Raw genomic sequence first — 14819 nt, 5'->3', positions numbered from 1 at the left:
GCTATACGAAAGATATGTCAACTGTCGTCATACGTAATATGATTTAACGCACCGACTTGATCGGCAGCACGCAGAGCGCCGATCCGAACACGAACAGCACCGCCGCGCAGAAGATCGTGCGGTAGTCACCACCGCTCAGCGAGAGCAGCACCGCCGCCATGACCGGGCTGATGATCTGGGGGATGTTCACCGCGGTGGTGAGCACGCCGAGATCCTTGCCCTCCTCACCCAGTTCGCTTTTGGGGAGCACCTGCGTCATCAGCGCCATGTCGATCGACATGAACATGCCGTAGCCGACGCCGATCACCGCGGCGTAGACCCACATGCCGGACATGTTGGGCGCCGCCAGCGGCGCGACCATCGCGCATCCCATGATCAGGCTGCCGGCGATGACGAAGGGTTTGCGGCGCTGCATCCGGTCAGACAGCCAGCCCGAAGCCAGCGAGGTGACGACCAGGCAGACGAAGGTGACCATCGCCATGTTCGCAATCGCGACGTTGGAGGCGTCGTCGCTCAGCCGGATATAGTCCCGCAGGATGTAGAGCAGATAGGCGGCGACCGCCTGATAGCCCATATAGATGGTGAAGCGGCTCAGGAACGCCCAGGCGAAGTCGGGATGTTCGCGCGGCGAGATCCAGAAGCCGCGCGCGAAATCGCCCCAGTCGAAGCGCCGCGCCGGCAGCGCCGCGCTCGAAGGCTCGCGGTTGATCAGCACGAAGGCGAGGCAGGAGGCGGCGATCGCCGCCGCGAACAGGCCATAGGCCAGCATCTGCTGCCCCGCGAGGTGGCCGGCGACGAAGGTGCCGGCGGTCAGCCCCGCGGTCATCCCCGCGCCGACGATGCCCGAGACCGACCCGCGCGTTTCAGGCGTGAAGCGATCCGCGATCAAGGTCGTCATCGCCGGCTGCATCGAGTTGTAGGCGATGGCGGCCATCACCCACAGCACCATCATCGACCAGAAGCTGGTCATCCACGACACGCCGAACAGGCTGATCGATCCGATCAACGATCCGATCGCGATCCACGGCGCACGGCGGCCCCAGGGTCCGCGCGTGCGATCGGAAAGCGCTCCCGCGATCGGCGTCGCGAGCGTCGAGAAGATCGAGGTGATCGCGAACATGAGGGCGAGGTTGTTCGCCTTGTTGCCGGGATCGAGCGCCGCGATCTGGTTGGGTAACAGCACGCCAAGCACGCCGCTGTAGAGCGCCATCAGCAGGAAGAAATTGACCATCAGCGAGAGTTGCAGCACCGTGCGCTGCCCGCCGGTAACGAAAGCCGGGCTGGTCATGCCGTGCATCCTGTCCTCTCCACGCTTCTTTTCTTATCCGCCGGCGACGCGCCGGTCGGGAACGAGGCTGAGCCCGGCCTCCCTCGGCCGGCGGTGCGGGCCGCCGCCATCGGCGCTCCATGCCCCGTCCTTGCGGTCGCGCGCGATCGCCGCCTCGTCGACAACGATCCCGAGGCCGGGCCGATCGCCCAGGACGATGCCGCCGTCGGCAATCTGCTGGTCGACGTCGAGCCCGGTCGGCCAATCAAGATCCTGCACCTCGATGCCGATCATGTTGGGGATCGCCGCCGCCGCATGCGCGACCGGGTTGGCGTCATAACCCACCGGCGAAACCGGCAGGTCGCGCGCATGCGCCGCGAGCGCCACGCGCATGAAATGGGTGATTCCCCACACGCTTCCGGCCTGGACGACATCGACCCCACCGGCATCGAGCAACGGCGCATATTGATCGAGCCCGGTGAGGTTCTCGCCGGTCGCGACCGCGCAGCGCGCGGCACGGGTGATCGCGGCATGGCCGGCGGCATCCCAGCGGCGCACCGGCTCCTCGATCCAGGTCAGGTCGATGCCGGCCGCTTCGACCTCCGCAAGGTGGCGGATCGCCTGCTTGCGGTTCCAACTCTCATTGACGTCGAGCATCAGCGCCGGACGCGCGCTGTTCACCGAAAATATATCTCGCACCAGCTTCAGTCGCGCGATGTCCCGCCGGATGTCCCTGCCCCCCTTCACCTTGGCGGAACTGAAACCGCGATCGGCAAAGCGGCGGTAGAGCGCACCGAAGGCGTCGTCGTCGAGGCCGTAGCACAGCCCGGAGGCATAGCCGGGCACGAAGCGGTCCGCAGCACCCAATGTGCGCCAGAGCGGCTCGTCCGCCAGCTTCGCCTTCAGATCCCACAGCGCCATGTCGACGGCGGCGATTGCGCCATATGTCGCGCCGGCATGACCGCTCTTGAACACATGCGAGAGCATCGAATCATAGAGCGCCGTGGTCGCGCGTGGATCCTGCCCCTCGACCGCGGGAAAGATTCTCGCGATATCCGCGTGCTGGCCGAGCCCGACACCCTCGAGACCGCCGTCTGTTTCCAGAATCAGGATAGGCGTGTCGGTGACGCCGCCCTGCACCACCCCATTGGCGTCGCCAACCGGACGCCCCCAATCGTGCGAGGTGACGAGGCTGCGATAGCCAGTAACTTTCATCCACATGCCCCTGATACAGGATTCCCGCAGCGCGCGGGATAACACATATTATGTATTATCTTTGACGGTTGGCAAGCCTTGACGGGGTGATACGATTGCGGTTTCACAAAATGGTACGGTCGGCGTCCAGTTTCGACCCGTTGCAGGCAAGACCAACAGATGACCAGCCCAGTGCCGCCCTCTCTCCAGCGTGTCCGCCGCCGCCCCCGCCTCGCCGAAGCGGTCGTCGAGGATCTTGTCAACGCGATCGTCACCGAGACCTATCCGGCCGGTTCCGCGCTACCGCCGGAGGGCATTCTCGGTGACATGTATGAGGTCAGCCGCACTGTCGTGCGCGAAGCGACGATGGCGCTGACCGAAAAAGGCTTGGTCGTCTCGCAGCAGGGCCGCGGCACGATCGTGCGGGAGGCGAACGCGTGGGACATGCTCGACCCGATGATCCTCGCCGCGCTGTTCCGCCGCGAGGATGGCCTCGCCTATCTCGACAATCTATCCGAGATCCGATCGCTGCTCGAAGGCGCGATGGCCGCCAAGGCGGCACAGCGCCGTACGCCGGAAACCATTGCCGAGTTGAAAGCGCAGATCGAGAAGCTCGAATCGCTTATCCAGATGCCTGCCGCCTATGTTCATGAGGACGTTGCGTTCCACGATATCATCATGCGCATTTCGGGCGACAAGCTGAGCAAAGCGGTGATCGATGGCGTGCAGTCCGAAGCGTTGCGCACGCACGGCTACAGCGGCAAGCTCAATGTTGAGCATGTCCGCGAGACGCACGAAGCCCATCGCCGGATTTGCGACGCGATCGTCAGCGGCGATTCGGATGGCGCAGCGCGCGCGATGCGCGAGCATATCGAAGGAAGCTGGGCGCGCCGGCGTGCGCAGGGGCCACAGAACGGCTGACCTGCCTTCCTTCTGAGGAGCGGAAATTCACACCTGCTCCGACATCGCGTAGATTCGCTCCATTTCCACCCAGGTCTGCTCCGGCGCGAACGGGAGCGGCTTCTGGAAGCTGCGCATCAATGCGTCCCATGCCCGCACGTCCGGATTGGCGGCGTCGCGTGCCTGTTTGGCTGCGTCGTCCTCGGCGGCTTCTGCGTCCTGTTCCATGATCATGAACAGGCGATCGCCGGTCAGCCAGATCTCGAGCGACGCGACGCCATCGCCACGGATCGCCGCCGACACGGCGGCGGGCACCGCGCCTGCCGCATGCCAGGCGCGGTAGCGGGCGATCCGTTCGGGGTCGCCATGAAGATCGACGGCGAAACAGCGGCGGACGAGCGTCATTCTGGCATCCCGGCGGTTGACTGGTCGAGTCACTCTGCTTAGACATCATACGTCTTACAAGTAATAATCGGGAGTGGATCTTGGTTTCCCTCTACGCTCAGTCGTTGACGCGGCGAAGCCTGGCCGAACGGACCGGTGCCCTCTCCCAATTCGCCGGTGTCAGGCTCTCGACGCTGGGTGACGGGCTCGAGCGCGGTGTGCGCCAGCTCGAGTTCCGGACCGGCAGCGGACTGCGCTTCACCATACTTGTCGATCGCGCGATGGACATCGCCGAATGCGAGCATGCCGGCCGCGCCGTCGCCTGGCATTCGCCCGCCGGCTTTCGCCATCCGGGGCTGCATGACTATGAGGGCGAAGACGGCCTCGCCTGGCTGCGCTCGCTTTCCGGCCTCGTCGTCACCTGCGGTCTCGACCACACCCTGTTCATGCACGACGACCCGGCGGAGCATTATGTCTATGCGCCCCGCAAGGCGGTCTCCTCTTCGTTGCACGGACGGGTCGGCACCATTCCCGCGCGCCTTACCGGCTATGGCGAGACCTGGGTGGGCGACGAGTGCATCCTGTGGGCCGAGGGCATCGTCCAGCAGGCGACGGTCTTCGGCGAGGATCTCCACCTGATCCGCCGCATCGAGGCGACGGTGGGCGGCGACGAGATCCGGCTGCACGACCGCGTCGTCAACCACGGCTTCTACCGCACGCCGCACATGTATTGCTATCACATCAATGTCGGCTATCCGGTGGTCGACGAGGGCGCGCGTTATGTCGCGCCGATCCGCGACGTGCTGTGGGCGGCGCATGTCGAGACCTATCGGGCGCAGGGCACCGGCTATCGCACCGTCCCCGCTCCGATCGTCAATTTCCACGAGCAAGTCTGGCAGCACGACATGGCGCCGGATGCCGAGGGCCGCGTCAATGTCGCGATCGTCAACGAGGCGCGGGGCTTCGGCTTCGAGGTGGAAACGCTCAAGAGCCAGTTCCCGGCGATGTACGAGTGGCAGAACCTTCACGCCGGCCATTATGCCATCGCGATCGAACCCTCGACCAACCATGTTCTCGGCAAGGAATTCGCGCGCGAACGCGGCGAGCTGATCTGGCTCGAACATGGCGAGGAGCGGCGCTACGACAGCATCTTCCGCATTCTGCCGGACGGTGTGGCAGTGGCGGATGCGGTGCGCCGGATCCAGGACGTCGCGCGCCAGCCGGACGAGGATTATCCGCAGCCCTCGGGCAAGTATCCGCCGATCAACGGAGCCGCGGCATGAACGGCCGCACCATCCTCTACACCGGCGCCGCGGGCGGGCTCGGGCTCGAAACGAGCGTGCTGCTGATCGAGCGTGGCGCGACGGTGATCGCGGTCGACAATGATCCGGCGAAGGTTGTGGCGCTGGAAAGCGCGGCGGCCGGTGCCGGCCCGGGCAAGTTGATCGTCTCGACCACCGACCTCTCCGACCTCGCCGCCTATCGCGCCGAACTCGACCGGCTGATCGCGGAGACCGGCGGTATCGACGTGATCATCAACAACGCCGCGATCTACCCCGCCAAGCCGTTCGAGCAATTCTCGATCGAGGAGCATCAGCACGTCCAGCGCATCAATGTCGATGCCGGCATCGTCGCGGTGCAGGCCGCGCTGCCGGGGATGCGCGCGCGCGGCTTCGGCCGGATTGTCAACGTCTCCAGCATCACCATCTCCGGCGGCTGGGAGAATCTGTCGCCCTATGTCGCATCGAAGGCGGCGCTGATCGGCCTCACGCGCGCCTGGGCACGCGAATTCGGCGGCTGGGGGATCACCGTCAACGCGATCGCGCCGGGCGCCTTCCCGACCGACGCGGAGAAGATTCACCCGGACCCCGAAGGCTATGACCGCATGGTGCTCGATGCGCAGTCGATCAAGCGCCGGGGCAACGCCGGCGACATCGCGCACGCGATCGCCTTTTTCACCGCCGACGAGGCGGGATTCATCACCGGCCAGACGCTGCACGTCAACGGCGGCTGGGTCATGGCCTGAGGACCAGAACAGAATGAGCATTTTGAACGGCATCCGCGTGCTCGACTGTTCGATCGCGATGGCTGGCCCCTTCGCCGCGCAGCGGCTGGGCGACATGGGCGCCGACGTGATCAAGGTCGAGCCGACCAGCGGCGAGTGGCAGCGCCATGCCTCGGCGGGCGGCGCCACCGGCAACAAGATCAACGTCTCCTTCCTTTCGCTCAACCGCAACAAGCGTTCGCTGGCGGTCGATCTCAAGGCGCCCGAGGGCAAGGCGATCCTGATCGAGCTGGTCAGGAATGCCGATATCTTCCTGCAGAACTACCGCCCCGGCGTCGCCGAGCGGCTGGGCGTGGATTATGCGACGCTCTCCGCGATCAACCCGCGGCTGATCTACGTCTCGATGTCGGGCTATGGTGAGGATGGCCCCTACCGCATGTATCCGGGGCAGGATCTGCTGCTGCAGGGCATGTCGGGCGCGATGCTCTCTGCGGGCTCCGCAGACGCCCCGCCCTCCCCCGCCGGGCAATATCTGGTCGATGCGGTCACCGCCTACAGCGCGTTCGAGGGTGCGCTCGCGGCGCTGTTCCACCGCGAGCGCACCGGCGAGGGCCAGCTTGTGCAGGTCAACATGCTGGATGCGATCACGACCATCCAGATGCAGGAATTGTCGGTGTTCACGGTCGGCAACAAGCCGCAGGCGCGCTCTGCCGAGGCGCACGCGCACAGCTATATCCGGGCGCCCTATGGCGTGTTCCAGACCAGCGACGGCTATATCACGCTCGCCATGGCCAAGCTCGCCACACTGGGCGCCGTGCTGAAGGATGAATTCCTCGCCGGGCTGGACGAAGAGCGCGACGGCTGGACGCTGCGCGATGCGATCTTCGCGACGGTGAAGGCGAAGCTGGTCGGCGCGACCAGCGCCGAATGGCTGGAGCGGTTCCGCGCGGTCGATATCTGGAGCGGCCCCGTCTACGGCTACGCCGACCTCGTCGAGGACCCGCAGATCAAGCACAACCAGACCTTCGTGGAATATGATCATCCCACCGAGGGCCATGTGAAGACGCCGGGCTTCCCGATCCGTTTCTCGCGCACCCCGTCCGCCATCACCCGTGGCGCGCCGCTGGTCGGCGAGCACAGCCGCGAACTGCTGGCGGAGGCGGGTTTCGACGCCGAGACGATCGAGCAACTCATCGAATCCGGCGTGGTCCGGCAGCACGCATGACGGCGCAGTATCGGGGGCTCACCTGGGACCATCCGCGCGGTTACAACGCGCTCGCCGCCGCGGCCGAAACGCTCGATGGTCTCGCCATCGACTGGCATCGCCATCCGCTGGAGGGCTTCGAATCGCATTCGATCGCCGATCAATGCGCGCGCTTCGACCTGGTGGTGATCGATCATCCCCATGTCGGCGAGGCGGTGACGGACGAGGCGCTGGTGCCGATCGAGGCATTGTTCGACGCGGAGGAGATCGCCGCGTGGCAGGCGGGCACCGCCGGCCCATCCTTCTTGAGCTATCGCTATGCCGGCCAGCATTGGGCCTTGCCGCTCGATGCCGCCACGCAGGTGATGGCGTATCAGCCGGCCAAGGTGACGACGCCGCCGACAGACTGGGACGGCGTGATCGCGCTGGCGGAGACCGAGAATGTCGCGCTGTCACTCGCGGGGCCGCACGCAGCGCTGAGCTTCCAATCGATCTGCGGCGCGCTCGGCTTCGAGCCGCTGAGCCCCCGCGATGACTTCGTCGACCGCGCTCTCGCGCATGAAGCGTTCGCGATCATGGCGCGCCTTACCGGGGATGCCACCCGCCGCTTTGCCACGCACAACCCGATCGCGATGCTGGAAGCGATGGGGGCGGGCGATGGGCCGGCGCTGTGCCCGCTGATCTACGGCTATGTAAACTATGCCGCCGCCGGCTCGGTCGCCTATGCCAATGCCCCGAAGGGCCCCGGCGGGCGGATCGGATCGACCTTGGGCGGCACCGGCATCGCCGTGTCGCGCCGCACAACGGTGACGCCCGAACTGCTCGACCATCTCCGCTGGCTGATGTCCGACGCGGTGCAGCGCGGTTTCATTCCCCAGCATGACGGCCAGCCCTCGCTGCGTTCGGCCTGGCAGGACGAGGCCGTCAACGCCGCCGCGAACGGTTTCTACCATGCAACGAAGGACACGGTGGAACAGGCGCTGCTGCGCCCGCGCCACGACGGCGCGATCCTGTTCCAGACCGACGCTTCGAAGCTGCTGCGCGATGCCCTGCTTTCCGAAGCCGATGCCGACGCGACGCTCGACGCGGTCGAGGCCGCCTATCGCCACCATCACCCCGCAGGGACCGAGACATGACCGAGGATTTGCGCTTCACCATCGCGGATGGCGTCGCCAAGATCTTAATCGACCGCGCCCAGAAGCTCAACGCGATGACACCGGCGATGGCCGAAGCGCTGGTGGCCGCGGTCACGACCTGCAACGGCTCCAACGATGTCCGCGCGCTGATCGTCACCGGCGCGGGCGAGAAGGCCTTCTCCGCGGGGTCGGACATCAGCACGCTCGACGGTTATGAAACGCCGTGGGATTTCCGCAACCGCGCCGATTATTGCGACGCGCTGCGCGCTTGCCGCAAGCCGGTGATCGCCGCCGTCAACGGCTATGCGCTGGGCGGCGGGCTGGAAACGGCGATGGCGTGCGACATCCGCATCGCCTCCACCAATGCCCGCTTCGCCGCGCCGGAGATCAAGCTGGGCTGGATCGGCGGTGGCGGCATGGCCGCGGGCCTCGCCCATTCGGTCGGCGCCTCCAACGCGGCGATGATGCTGCTGACCGGCGACATGATCGACGCGCAACAGGCGCTCGCCTGGGGCCTCGTCAGCGAGGTGCATGCGCCGGATGCGCTGCTGCCGCGCGCCGAGGAGATCGCGAAGACGATCGCGTCGCGCGCACCGATCGCGGCGGAAACCGGCAAGCTCAACCTGCGCGCCGCGCACACGATGCCCTATGACAAGGCGATCGAATATGAGCGTGACCTGCAGGCGATCTGCTTCGCGACCGACGACGCCAAGGAAGGCCGTGCCGCGTTCGCGGAGAAGCGCGCGCCCGTGTTTCGCCGGCGCTGAATGATGATTCAGTCCGCCGAAGACATCCTCCCCGCCGATCCGCGCGCCTGCCTGTTCGGCCGGGTCTGGCGCCCCGACGTGAACGGTCCCGCTGTCGTCCGCGTCGATGGCGACCGGCTGATCGACGTCACCCGCGTTTTTCCCACCGCGCGAGACCTGTGCGAAGCCGCCGGGCCCGCAACGGCACTGCGCATGGCCGAGGGCGAGCATGTCGGCAGCATCGCCGACCTGCTCGCCAACACCGATCCCGCCACGCGCGATCCGTCGCAGCCGTGGCTGCTCAGCCCGATCGACCTGCAGGCGGTGAAGGCCGCTGGCGTGACCTTCGCCACCTCGATGCTCGAACGCGTCATCGAGGAGCGCGCCCGCGGCGACGCTTCCGCGGCGTCGGGCATCCGCGATCAGGTGCGCGCGCTTGTCGGCGACGATCTTCGCCAGCTCCGCCCCGGCTCGTCCGAGGCGATGGCGCTGAAGCAGGCATTGATCGATGCCGGGGCGTGGAGCCAGTATCTGGAAGTCGGCATCGGCCCCGATGCGGAGATCTTCACCAAGGCGCAGCCGCTGTCGACGGTGGGCACCGGAGGCGAGATCGGCGTGCATCCCGGATCGCACTGGAACAATCCGGAGCCGGAGGTCGTGCTCATCGTCGCCTCCGGCGGCGCGATCGTCGGCGCGACCTTGGGCAACGACGTCAACCTGCGCGACGTCGAGGGACGCTCGGCGCTGCTGCTCGGCAAGGCGAAGGACAATAATGGCGCGGCTGCGGTCGGCCCGTTCGTGCGGCTGTTCGATGCCGGCTTCACCTTGACCGATGTCGAGACGATCGAGGTCGCGCTGACGATCAGCGGCACCGACGGTTTCGTGCTCGATGGACGATCGCCGATGGCGGCGATCAGCCGGCCGCCGGCGGATCTCGCCGCGCAGGCGATCAACACGCACCATTGCTATCCGGACGGGCTGGCGCTGTATCTCGGCACCATGTTCGCACCGACCAAGGACCGCGGCGCGCCGGGCATGGGATTCACGCACCAGCCCGGTGACATCGTCCGCATCGCCTGCGCCCCGCTGGGCGCGCTCGTCAACCGCGTCGCCGCCACCGACGCCTGCCCGCCGTGGCAGTTCGGCGCCGCCGCGCTGATGCGCAACCTGGCGGCGCGGGGCCTGCTGTGAGCCGCCCGCGCATCCTGCTCACCCGCCGCTGGCCTGCGGCGGTCGAGGCACGGCTGGCCGAACGGTACGACGTGACGTTGAACGAGGGCGACCAGCCGCTCGACCTCGACACGCTGGCGGCGGCGATGCGCGAGTATGACGCGCTGTGCCCGACGGTGACGGACAAGGTGCCCGCATCGGTGATCGCCACGCCCGGCGCGCGCGTGCGGATCATCGGCAATTACGGCGCCGGGTTCGAGCATATCGATCTCGAGGCGGCGCGCGCCGCCGGCATCACCGTCACCAACACGCCCGATGTCCTGACCGACGCCACCGCTGACATCGCGATGCTGCTGATGCTGATGGCGACGCGCCGCGCCGGCGAAGGCGAGCGCGAATTGCGGGCTGGTCGCTGGACCGGCTGGCGGCCGACGCACATGCTGGGCCAGTCGCTGGCCGGCAAGACGCTGGGGCTGGTCGGCTACGGCCGCATCGCGCGCGCCATGGCCGAACGTGCAAAGGCGTTCGGCATGACCATCGCCTATCACAGCCGCACGCCAGCGGCGGACATGCCGGAAGAGGCCTATTACCCGACCTTGGCGGGCCTGGCGGAGGTTGTCGACATCCTCTCTCTGCACGCACCCGGCGGCGCCGAGACCAGGCACATGGTCGATGCCGCGCTACTCATGCGGATGAAGCCGCACGCGGTGCTGGTGAACACCGGCCGCGGCACGTTGATCGACGAACCCGCGCTGGCCGAAGCGCTGGCGGCCGGCACCATCGCCGCCGCCGGGCTCGACGTGTTCGAACGCGAGCCCAACGTGCCGAGCGCGCTGATCGCGCTGCCCAATGTCGTCCTCCTCCCCCATCTCGGCAGCGCGACGATCGAGACGCGCACGGCGATGGGGATGAAGGTTGCGGACAATCTGGATCGCTTCTTCGACGGCGAGCCGCCCCTTGACCGCATCGCTTGACCGCGTGACCACGGCCACCCTGCGGTGGCTGGACGCGGCGGGCGGCGTGCCGCTGGTGCTCGGGCTATGCGGCTCGCAGGGCTCGGGCAAGACGACGCTCGCCGCCGCCCTTGCAGAACGGCTGGCGACAATGGGCCGGCGGACGGCGATCCTTTCGCTCGACGATCTCTACCTGGCCGGCGAAGCACGCGCGGCGCTGGCGCGGAACATCCACCCGCTGTTGCGGACGCGCGGCGTGCCGCTAACGCACGACGTTGCGCTGGGCATTCGCCTGATCGACGACCTCCGCGCCGGCCGACCCGTGCGTGTGCCGCGCTTCAACAAGGCGGCCGACGAGCCGCTGCCAGAGGCGAAGTGGGAAAGCGTCTCGCCGCCCTTAGACCTGATCCTGTTCGAAGGCTGGTGCGTCGGCGCGCGGCCCGAGGATGAGGCCGCGCTGGTGACGCCGGTCAACGCACTGGAACGCGACGAGGATGGCGACGGCATCTGGCGCCGCGCTGTCAACGCCGCGCTGGCGGGCCCCTATGCCGCTCTGTTCGGCCGCATCGACCGGTTGGTCCTGCTCGCCGCGCCCGGCTTCCAGGTCGTCCATGGCTGGCGGCTGGAGCAGGAAGAGGCGCTGCGCCGTCGCCGCACCATCGAGGGCGACGACACCTCCGGCCTGATGGACGCGGCCGGAATCGACCGTTTCATCCGGCATTACGAGCGCCTGACCCGCGCGATTCTCGCCGAAATTCCCACGCGCGCCGACCTGACCATCCGGCTCGACGCCGATCGCCGACCGCAGGACGCCCGATGATCATCTCCTCGCCGACCGACTATCGCGAAGCCGCGCGGCGGCGCCTGCCGCGCTTCCTGTTCGACTATATCGATGGCGGGGCGTTCGGTGAGGAAACGCTGTCGCGTAACCGCAATGATCTTGCCGATGTGCAGTTGCGCCAGCGCGTGCTGCGCGACGTCTCGGCGCTCAGCCTCGAAACCGAGCTGTTCGGTGAAGAAATGGCAATGCCGATCGCGCTTGCTCCGATCGGCATTGCGGGGATGACGCGCCGGCGCGGCGAGGTGCAGGCGGCGCGCGCGGCGTGCGCGGCGAACATCCCCTACATCCTTTCCACCGTCAGCGTCTGTTCGGCGGCGGAGGTGGTGGAGGGCTGCGGCCGGCCGATCTGGTTTCAGCTCTATGTGCTGAAGGACCGCGGCTTCATGCGCGATGCGCTGGATCGGGCGATGGCGCTGGGTGCGACCAAGCTGGTGTTCACCGTCGACATGCCGCTGCCGGGCGCGCGCTATCGCGATCGCCATTCCGGGATGAGCGGCCCCAACGCCGCCCTGCGCCGGATGCTGCAAGCGGTCGGCCGCCCCGCCTGGGCATGGGATGTCGGGCTGCGAGGCCGTCCGCACGATCTTGGCAATATCTCCGCCTATCGCGGCCAACCGACCAGCCTGCAGGATTATATCGGCTGGTTGGGGGCGAACTTCGATCCCTCGATCAGCTGGCGCGATCTGGAATGGATTCGCGACACCTGGCGCGGCGAGATGATCGTGAAGGGCATTCTCGATCCCGAGGATGCGCGGGACGCGGTGCGCTTCGGCGCCAACGGCATCGTCGTGTCCAACCATGGCGGCCGCCAGCTCGACGGCGCGCAGTCGACCGCGCGCGCCCTGCCCGCGATCGCCGATGCGGTGGGCGATGCGCTGACCGTGCTCGTCGATGGCGGCGTCCGCACCGGGCTGGATGTGGTGAGGATGCTGGCGCTCGGGGCGCGCGGCGTGCTCCTCGGCCGCGCCTATGTCTATGCGCTTGCAACGGACGGCGAAGCCGGCGTGGCCAACCTGCTGCGGCTGATCGCCGACGGCATGCGCGTGGCGATGGCGCTTAGCGGCGCGCGAGCGGTGAACGAACTGACACGCGATAATCTGATCATGGAGAGGAATGGATGACCCTTTTTCTTGAACGCGCAGCGTTCAGCCGTCGTGCGGTGACGCTCGGCTTCGGCGCGGCCTTCGCGCTGGCCCCGTCGGCGCTGGGCGCGACCGGATCGCTGACCGGCTTTCACGACGTGCGCAATTACGGCGCGAAGGGTGATGGCATCGCGATCGACTCCCCTGCGATCAACCGCGCAATCCAGGCGGCCTACAAGGCGGGCGGCGGCACGGTTGTCGTGCCTGCGGGCCATTACATCTGCTTTTCGATGCGGCTGCTGAGCCATGTGACGATCATGCTGATGCCCGGATCGGTGATCGAGGCCGCCGATCCGCGCCGCCACAAAGGCCAATATGATCTGCCCGAAGGCGTGTTCGAGGAGCAGTTCGTCGATTACGGACTCGCCCATTTCCACAACAGCCTGTTCTATGGCGATGGCGCGGACAATATCGCGATCGTCGGCCGCGGGCTCATCCATGGCCTCGGGCTGGATCGCGAGGGGCCGGCACCCCGCTGGCACGGCGTGAAGGGCTGGCGCAGTCCCGCCGAACAGGGGCTGAGCCCCGACGCCGCCCGGCGGGCCGATCCGCGCGAAATGGTCTATGAAGGCCGCGGCAACAAGGCGATCGGCCTCACCCGCTGCCGCAACGTGCTGCTGCGCGATTTCACCATCCTGCAGGGCGGGCATTTCGCCTGCTATGTCCTCGGGTCGCGCAACGTGACGATCGACAACGTCACGGTGGATACCGATCGCGATGGCATCGACATCGATTGCTGCCGCGACGTGCGCATCTCCAACTGCATCGTCAACGCACCCAAGGACGATGCGATCGTGCTCAAGAGCAGCATGGCGCTGAAGGAGAAGATCGTCTGCGAGGATGTGAGCGTGATCGGCTGCAAGACCAGCGGCTATATATTGGGGTCGGTGGTCGATGGCAGTTATCGCCCTTCCCCCTATCGTTCGACGGACAATGTCGGCGTGCTCGGGCGGATCAAGCTGGGCACCGATTCCGCCGGCGGTTTCCGCAACGTGCTCGTTTCCGGCTGCACCTGCGAGAATACGCGCGGGCTGCAGATGGGCGGCATCGACGGCGGTACCCTGGAAGACGTGACCTTCCGAGACATCAACCTGCGCAACCCGGTGAACCACCCGATCTTCGTGCGCCTCTCGATGCGCAACCGTGCGCCGAAGGGCGCCGGCACCAGCATCGTGCGACGGCTGCGCTTCGAGGGGATCAACGTCTCCGGCGCCACCAGCGCCTATAGCTGCGGCGTGGTCGGCATCCCCGAAGGCATCATCGAGGATGTCAGCTTTTCCGACGTTCATATCCGCTCCGCCGGCGGCGGCACCGCGGCGGACGCGATGCGCGAGATTCCGGAACGGGTGAATTCGAGCCTCGAGCCCAGCTTCATGGGCGTCTTCCCCGCGCATGGCCTCTACGTGCGCCACGCCCGCAACATCGCGCTCAACGATGTGAGCTTCGCGGTCGACAAGCCGGACGGCCGCCCGGCAGTGCTGCTCGACGATGTGCGCGGTGCGATGATCGACGGACTGCGCAGCCCGCATGCTGACGCCGCACAGGCGATCGTGACGGCGCGGAGCACGGGAATTGCCGTGGACGCAGTCCACCCGCTGGCGCCCGAGGCGCAGGCGCATTGATGGCGTCAGCGCCGGTGAGCAGATCCGGCAGGGCACGATCCGCGGAATGCGCGGCATTCGGGTGCTGAACATGACGACGCTGCCCGCTCCGCTCGACTGCCCCTCTCCCCGGCGCTCTTGCCGAGGCGGAGGGGCGGGTCGGCGGAGAACGTGCTGACGGATCAGGTGCGGTTTGGCGTGCGACGCGACCTTGAAGGCCGATTGTCCCGTCCGCCGCGAAACCTCTCGATCGCTCCTATTTGTCGAACGGACGGA

Annotated in this window: 14 protein-coding genes; 11 read left to right on the top strand and 3 right to left on the bottom strand. The window is 67.2% G+C overall.

Annotated elements, in window-relative coordinates; genetic code table 11:
- Positions 1–43 precede the first annotated feature (43 nt).
- Positions 44–1288, bottom strand: coding sequence for an MFS transporter (locus tag NX02_RS08345; RefSeq protein ID WP_039996489.1), 1245 nt, complete (start codon positions 1286–1288; stop codon positions 44–46).
- A gap of 33 nt (positions 1289–1321) precedes the next feature.
- Positions 1322–2482, bottom strand: a complete 1161-nt coding sequence (locus NX02_RS08340) for a mandelate racemase/muconate lactonizing enzyme family protein (protein ID WP_025291739.1) — start codon at positions 2480–2482, stop codon at positions 1322–1324.
- Positions 2483–2641: 159 nt separating this feature from the next.
- Between NX02_RS08340 and NX02_RS08335 the strand changes: the two genes are divergently transcribed.
- Positions 2642–3382: a FadR/GntR family transcriptional regulator gene (locus tag NX02_RS08335; protein WP_025291738.1), complete on the top strand. Its 741-nt coding sequence runs from the start codon at positions 2642–2644 to the stop codon at positions 3380–3382.
- Between the two features lie 27 nt (positions 3383–3409).
- Here the strand turns inward: NX02_RS08335 and NX02_RS08330 are convergent, their stop codons facing one another.
- Positions 3410–3766, bottom strand: coding sequence for an L-rhamnose mutarotase (locus NX02_RS08330; protein ID WP_025291737.1), 357 nt, complete (start codon positions 3764–3766; stop codon positions 3410–3412).
- A gap of 80 nt (positions 3767–3846) precedes the next feature.
- Between NX02_RS08330 and NX02_RS08325 the strand changes: the two genes are divergently transcribed.
- Genes NX02_RS08325 through NX02_RS08280 form a run of 10 tightly spaced genes read left to right on the top strand, consistent with a single transcriptional unit; the run spans position 3847 to position 14564 of the window.
- Positions 3847–5028: an aldose 1-epimerase family protein gene (locus NX02_RS08325; RefSeq protein ID WP_025291736.1), complete on the top strand. Its 1182-nt coding sequence runs from the start codon at positions 3847–3849 to the stop codon at positions 5026–5028.
- Positions 5025–5771, top strand: a complete 747-nt coding sequence (locus NX02_RS08320; protein WP_025291735.1) for an SDR family NAD(P)-dependent oxidoreductase — start codon at positions 5025–5027, stop codon at positions 5769–5771. The genes NX02_RS08325 and NX02_RS08320 overlap by 4 nt, the downstream gene beginning before the upstream one ends.
- Before the next feature lie 13 nt (positions 5772–5784).
- A complete protein-coding gene (locus NX02_RS08315; RefSeq protein ID WP_025291734.1) occupies positions 5785–6975 on the top strand; it encodes a CaiB/BaiF CoA transferase family protein in 1191 nt (396 codons plus the stop codon).
- Positions 6972–8090, top strand: coding sequence for a type 2 periplasmic-binding domain-containing protein (locus NX02_RS08310; protein WP_025291733.1), 1119 nt, complete (start codon positions 6972–6974; stop codon positions 8088–8090). The genes NX02_RS08315 and NX02_RS08310 overlap by 4 nt, the downstream gene beginning before the upstream one ends.
- Positions 8087–8857 (top strand): enoyl-CoA hydratase/isomerase family protein, encoded by a 771-nt coding sequence (locus tag NX02_RS08305; protein WP_025291732.1) that lies wholly within the window; start codon positions 8087–8089, stop codon positions 8855–8857. The genes NX02_RS08310 and NX02_RS08305 overlap by 4 nt, the downstream gene beginning before the upstream one ends.
- Positions 8858–10027, top strand: a complete 1170-nt coding sequence (locus NX02_RS08300; RefSeq protein ID WP_025291731.1) for a fumarylacetoacetate hydrolase family protein — start codon at positions 8858–8860, stop codon at positions 10025–10027.
- Positions 10024–10980 carry a 2-hydroxyacid dehydrogenase gene (locus tag NX02_RS08295; RefSeq protein ID WP_025291730.1) on the top strand — a complete coding sequence of 319 codons (957 nt, stop codon included), beginning with the start codon at positions 10024–10026 and terminating at the stop codon, positions 10978–10980. The genes NX02_RS08300 and NX02_RS08295 overlap by 4 nt, the downstream gene beginning before the upstream one ends.
- Positions 10964–11779: a kinase gene (locus NX02_RS08290; protein ID WP_025291729.1), complete on the top strand. Its 816-nt coding sequence runs from the start codon at positions 10964–10966 to the stop codon at positions 11777–11779. The genes NX02_RS08295 and NX02_RS08290 overlap by 17 nt, the downstream gene beginning before the upstream one ends.
- The gene (gene lldD, locus NX02_RS08285) at positions 11776–12921 is read left to right on the top strand and encodes an FMN-dependent L-lactate dehydrogenase LldD (protein ID WP_025291728.1); all 1146 of its coding nucleotides are present in this window, start codon (positions 11776–11778) and stop codon (positions 12919–12921) included. Before NX02_RS08290 ends, lldD begins: the two co-directional genes overlap by 4 nt.
- On the top strand, positions 12918–14564 hold the full coding sequence (locus NX02_RS08280) for a rhamnogalacturonidase (protein ID WP_039996486.1): 1647 nt from the start codon (positions 12918–12920) through the stop codon (positions 14562–14564). The genes lldD and NX02_RS08280 overlap by 4 nt, the downstream gene beginning before the upstream one ends.
- The last annotated feature ends 255 nt before the right edge of the window (positions 14565–14819 follow it).

The sequence above is a fragment of the Sphingomonas sanxanigenens DSM 19645 = NX02 genome, from assembly GCF_000512205.2.
Classification (GTDB): domain Bacteria; phylum Pseudomonadota; class Alphaproteobacteria; order Sphingomonadales; family Sphingomonadaceae; genus Sphingomonas_D; species Sphingomonas_D sanxanigenens.
Note: the sequence above shows the minus strand (reverse complement) of the source record. Positions and strands in the feature narration are given on the sequence as shown.

Excerpts from the sequence above, each read along its gene's own strand:
- NX02_RS08315 (WP_025291734.1), top strand. The coding sequence starts at position 5,785 with ATGAGCATTTTGAACGGCATCCGCGTGCTCGACTGTTCGATCGCGATG.
- NX02_RS08280 (WP_039996486.1), top strand. The coding sequence starts at position 12,918 with ATGACCCTTTTTCTTGAACGCGCAGCGTTCAGCCGTCGTGCGGTGACG.
- NX02_RS08345 (WP_039996489.1), bottom strand. The coding sequence starts at position 1,288 with ATGACCAGCCCGGCTTTCGTTACCGGCGGGCAGCGCACGGTGCTGCAA.
- NX02_RS08335 (WP_025291738.1), top strand. The coding sequence starts at position 2,642 with ATGACCAGCCCAGTGCCGCCCTCTCTCCAGCGTGTCCGCCGCCGCCCC.
- NX02_RS08310 (WP_025291733.1), top strand. The coding sequence starts at position 6,972 with ATGACGGCGCAGTATCGGGGGCTCACCTGGGACCATCCGCGCGGTTAC.
- NX02_RS08305 (WP_025291732.1), top strand. The coding sequence starts at position 8,087 with ATGACCGAGGATTTGCGCTTCACCATCGCGGATGGCGTCGCCAAGATC.
- NX02_RS08330 (WP_025291737.1), bottom strand. The coding sequence starts at position 3,766 with ATGACGCTCGTCCGCCGCTGTTTCGCCGTCGATCTTCATGGCGACCCC.
- NX02_RS08320 (WP_025291735.1), top strand. The coding sequence starts at position 5,025 with ATGAACGGCCGCACCATCCTCTACACCGGCGCCGCGGGCGGGCTCGGG.
- NX02_RS08340 (WP_025291739.1), bottom strand. The coding sequence starts at position 2,482 with ATGAAAGTTACTGGCTATCGCAGCCTCGTCACCTCGCACGATTGGGGG.
- NX02_RS08300 (WP_025291731.1), top strand. The coding sequence starts at position 8,858 with ATGATGATTCAGTCCGCCGAAGACATCCTCCCCGCCGATCCGCGCGCC.
- lldD (WP_025291728.1), top strand. The coding sequence starts at position 11,776 with ATGATCATCTCCTCGCCGACCGACTATCGCGAAGCCGCGCGGCGGCGC.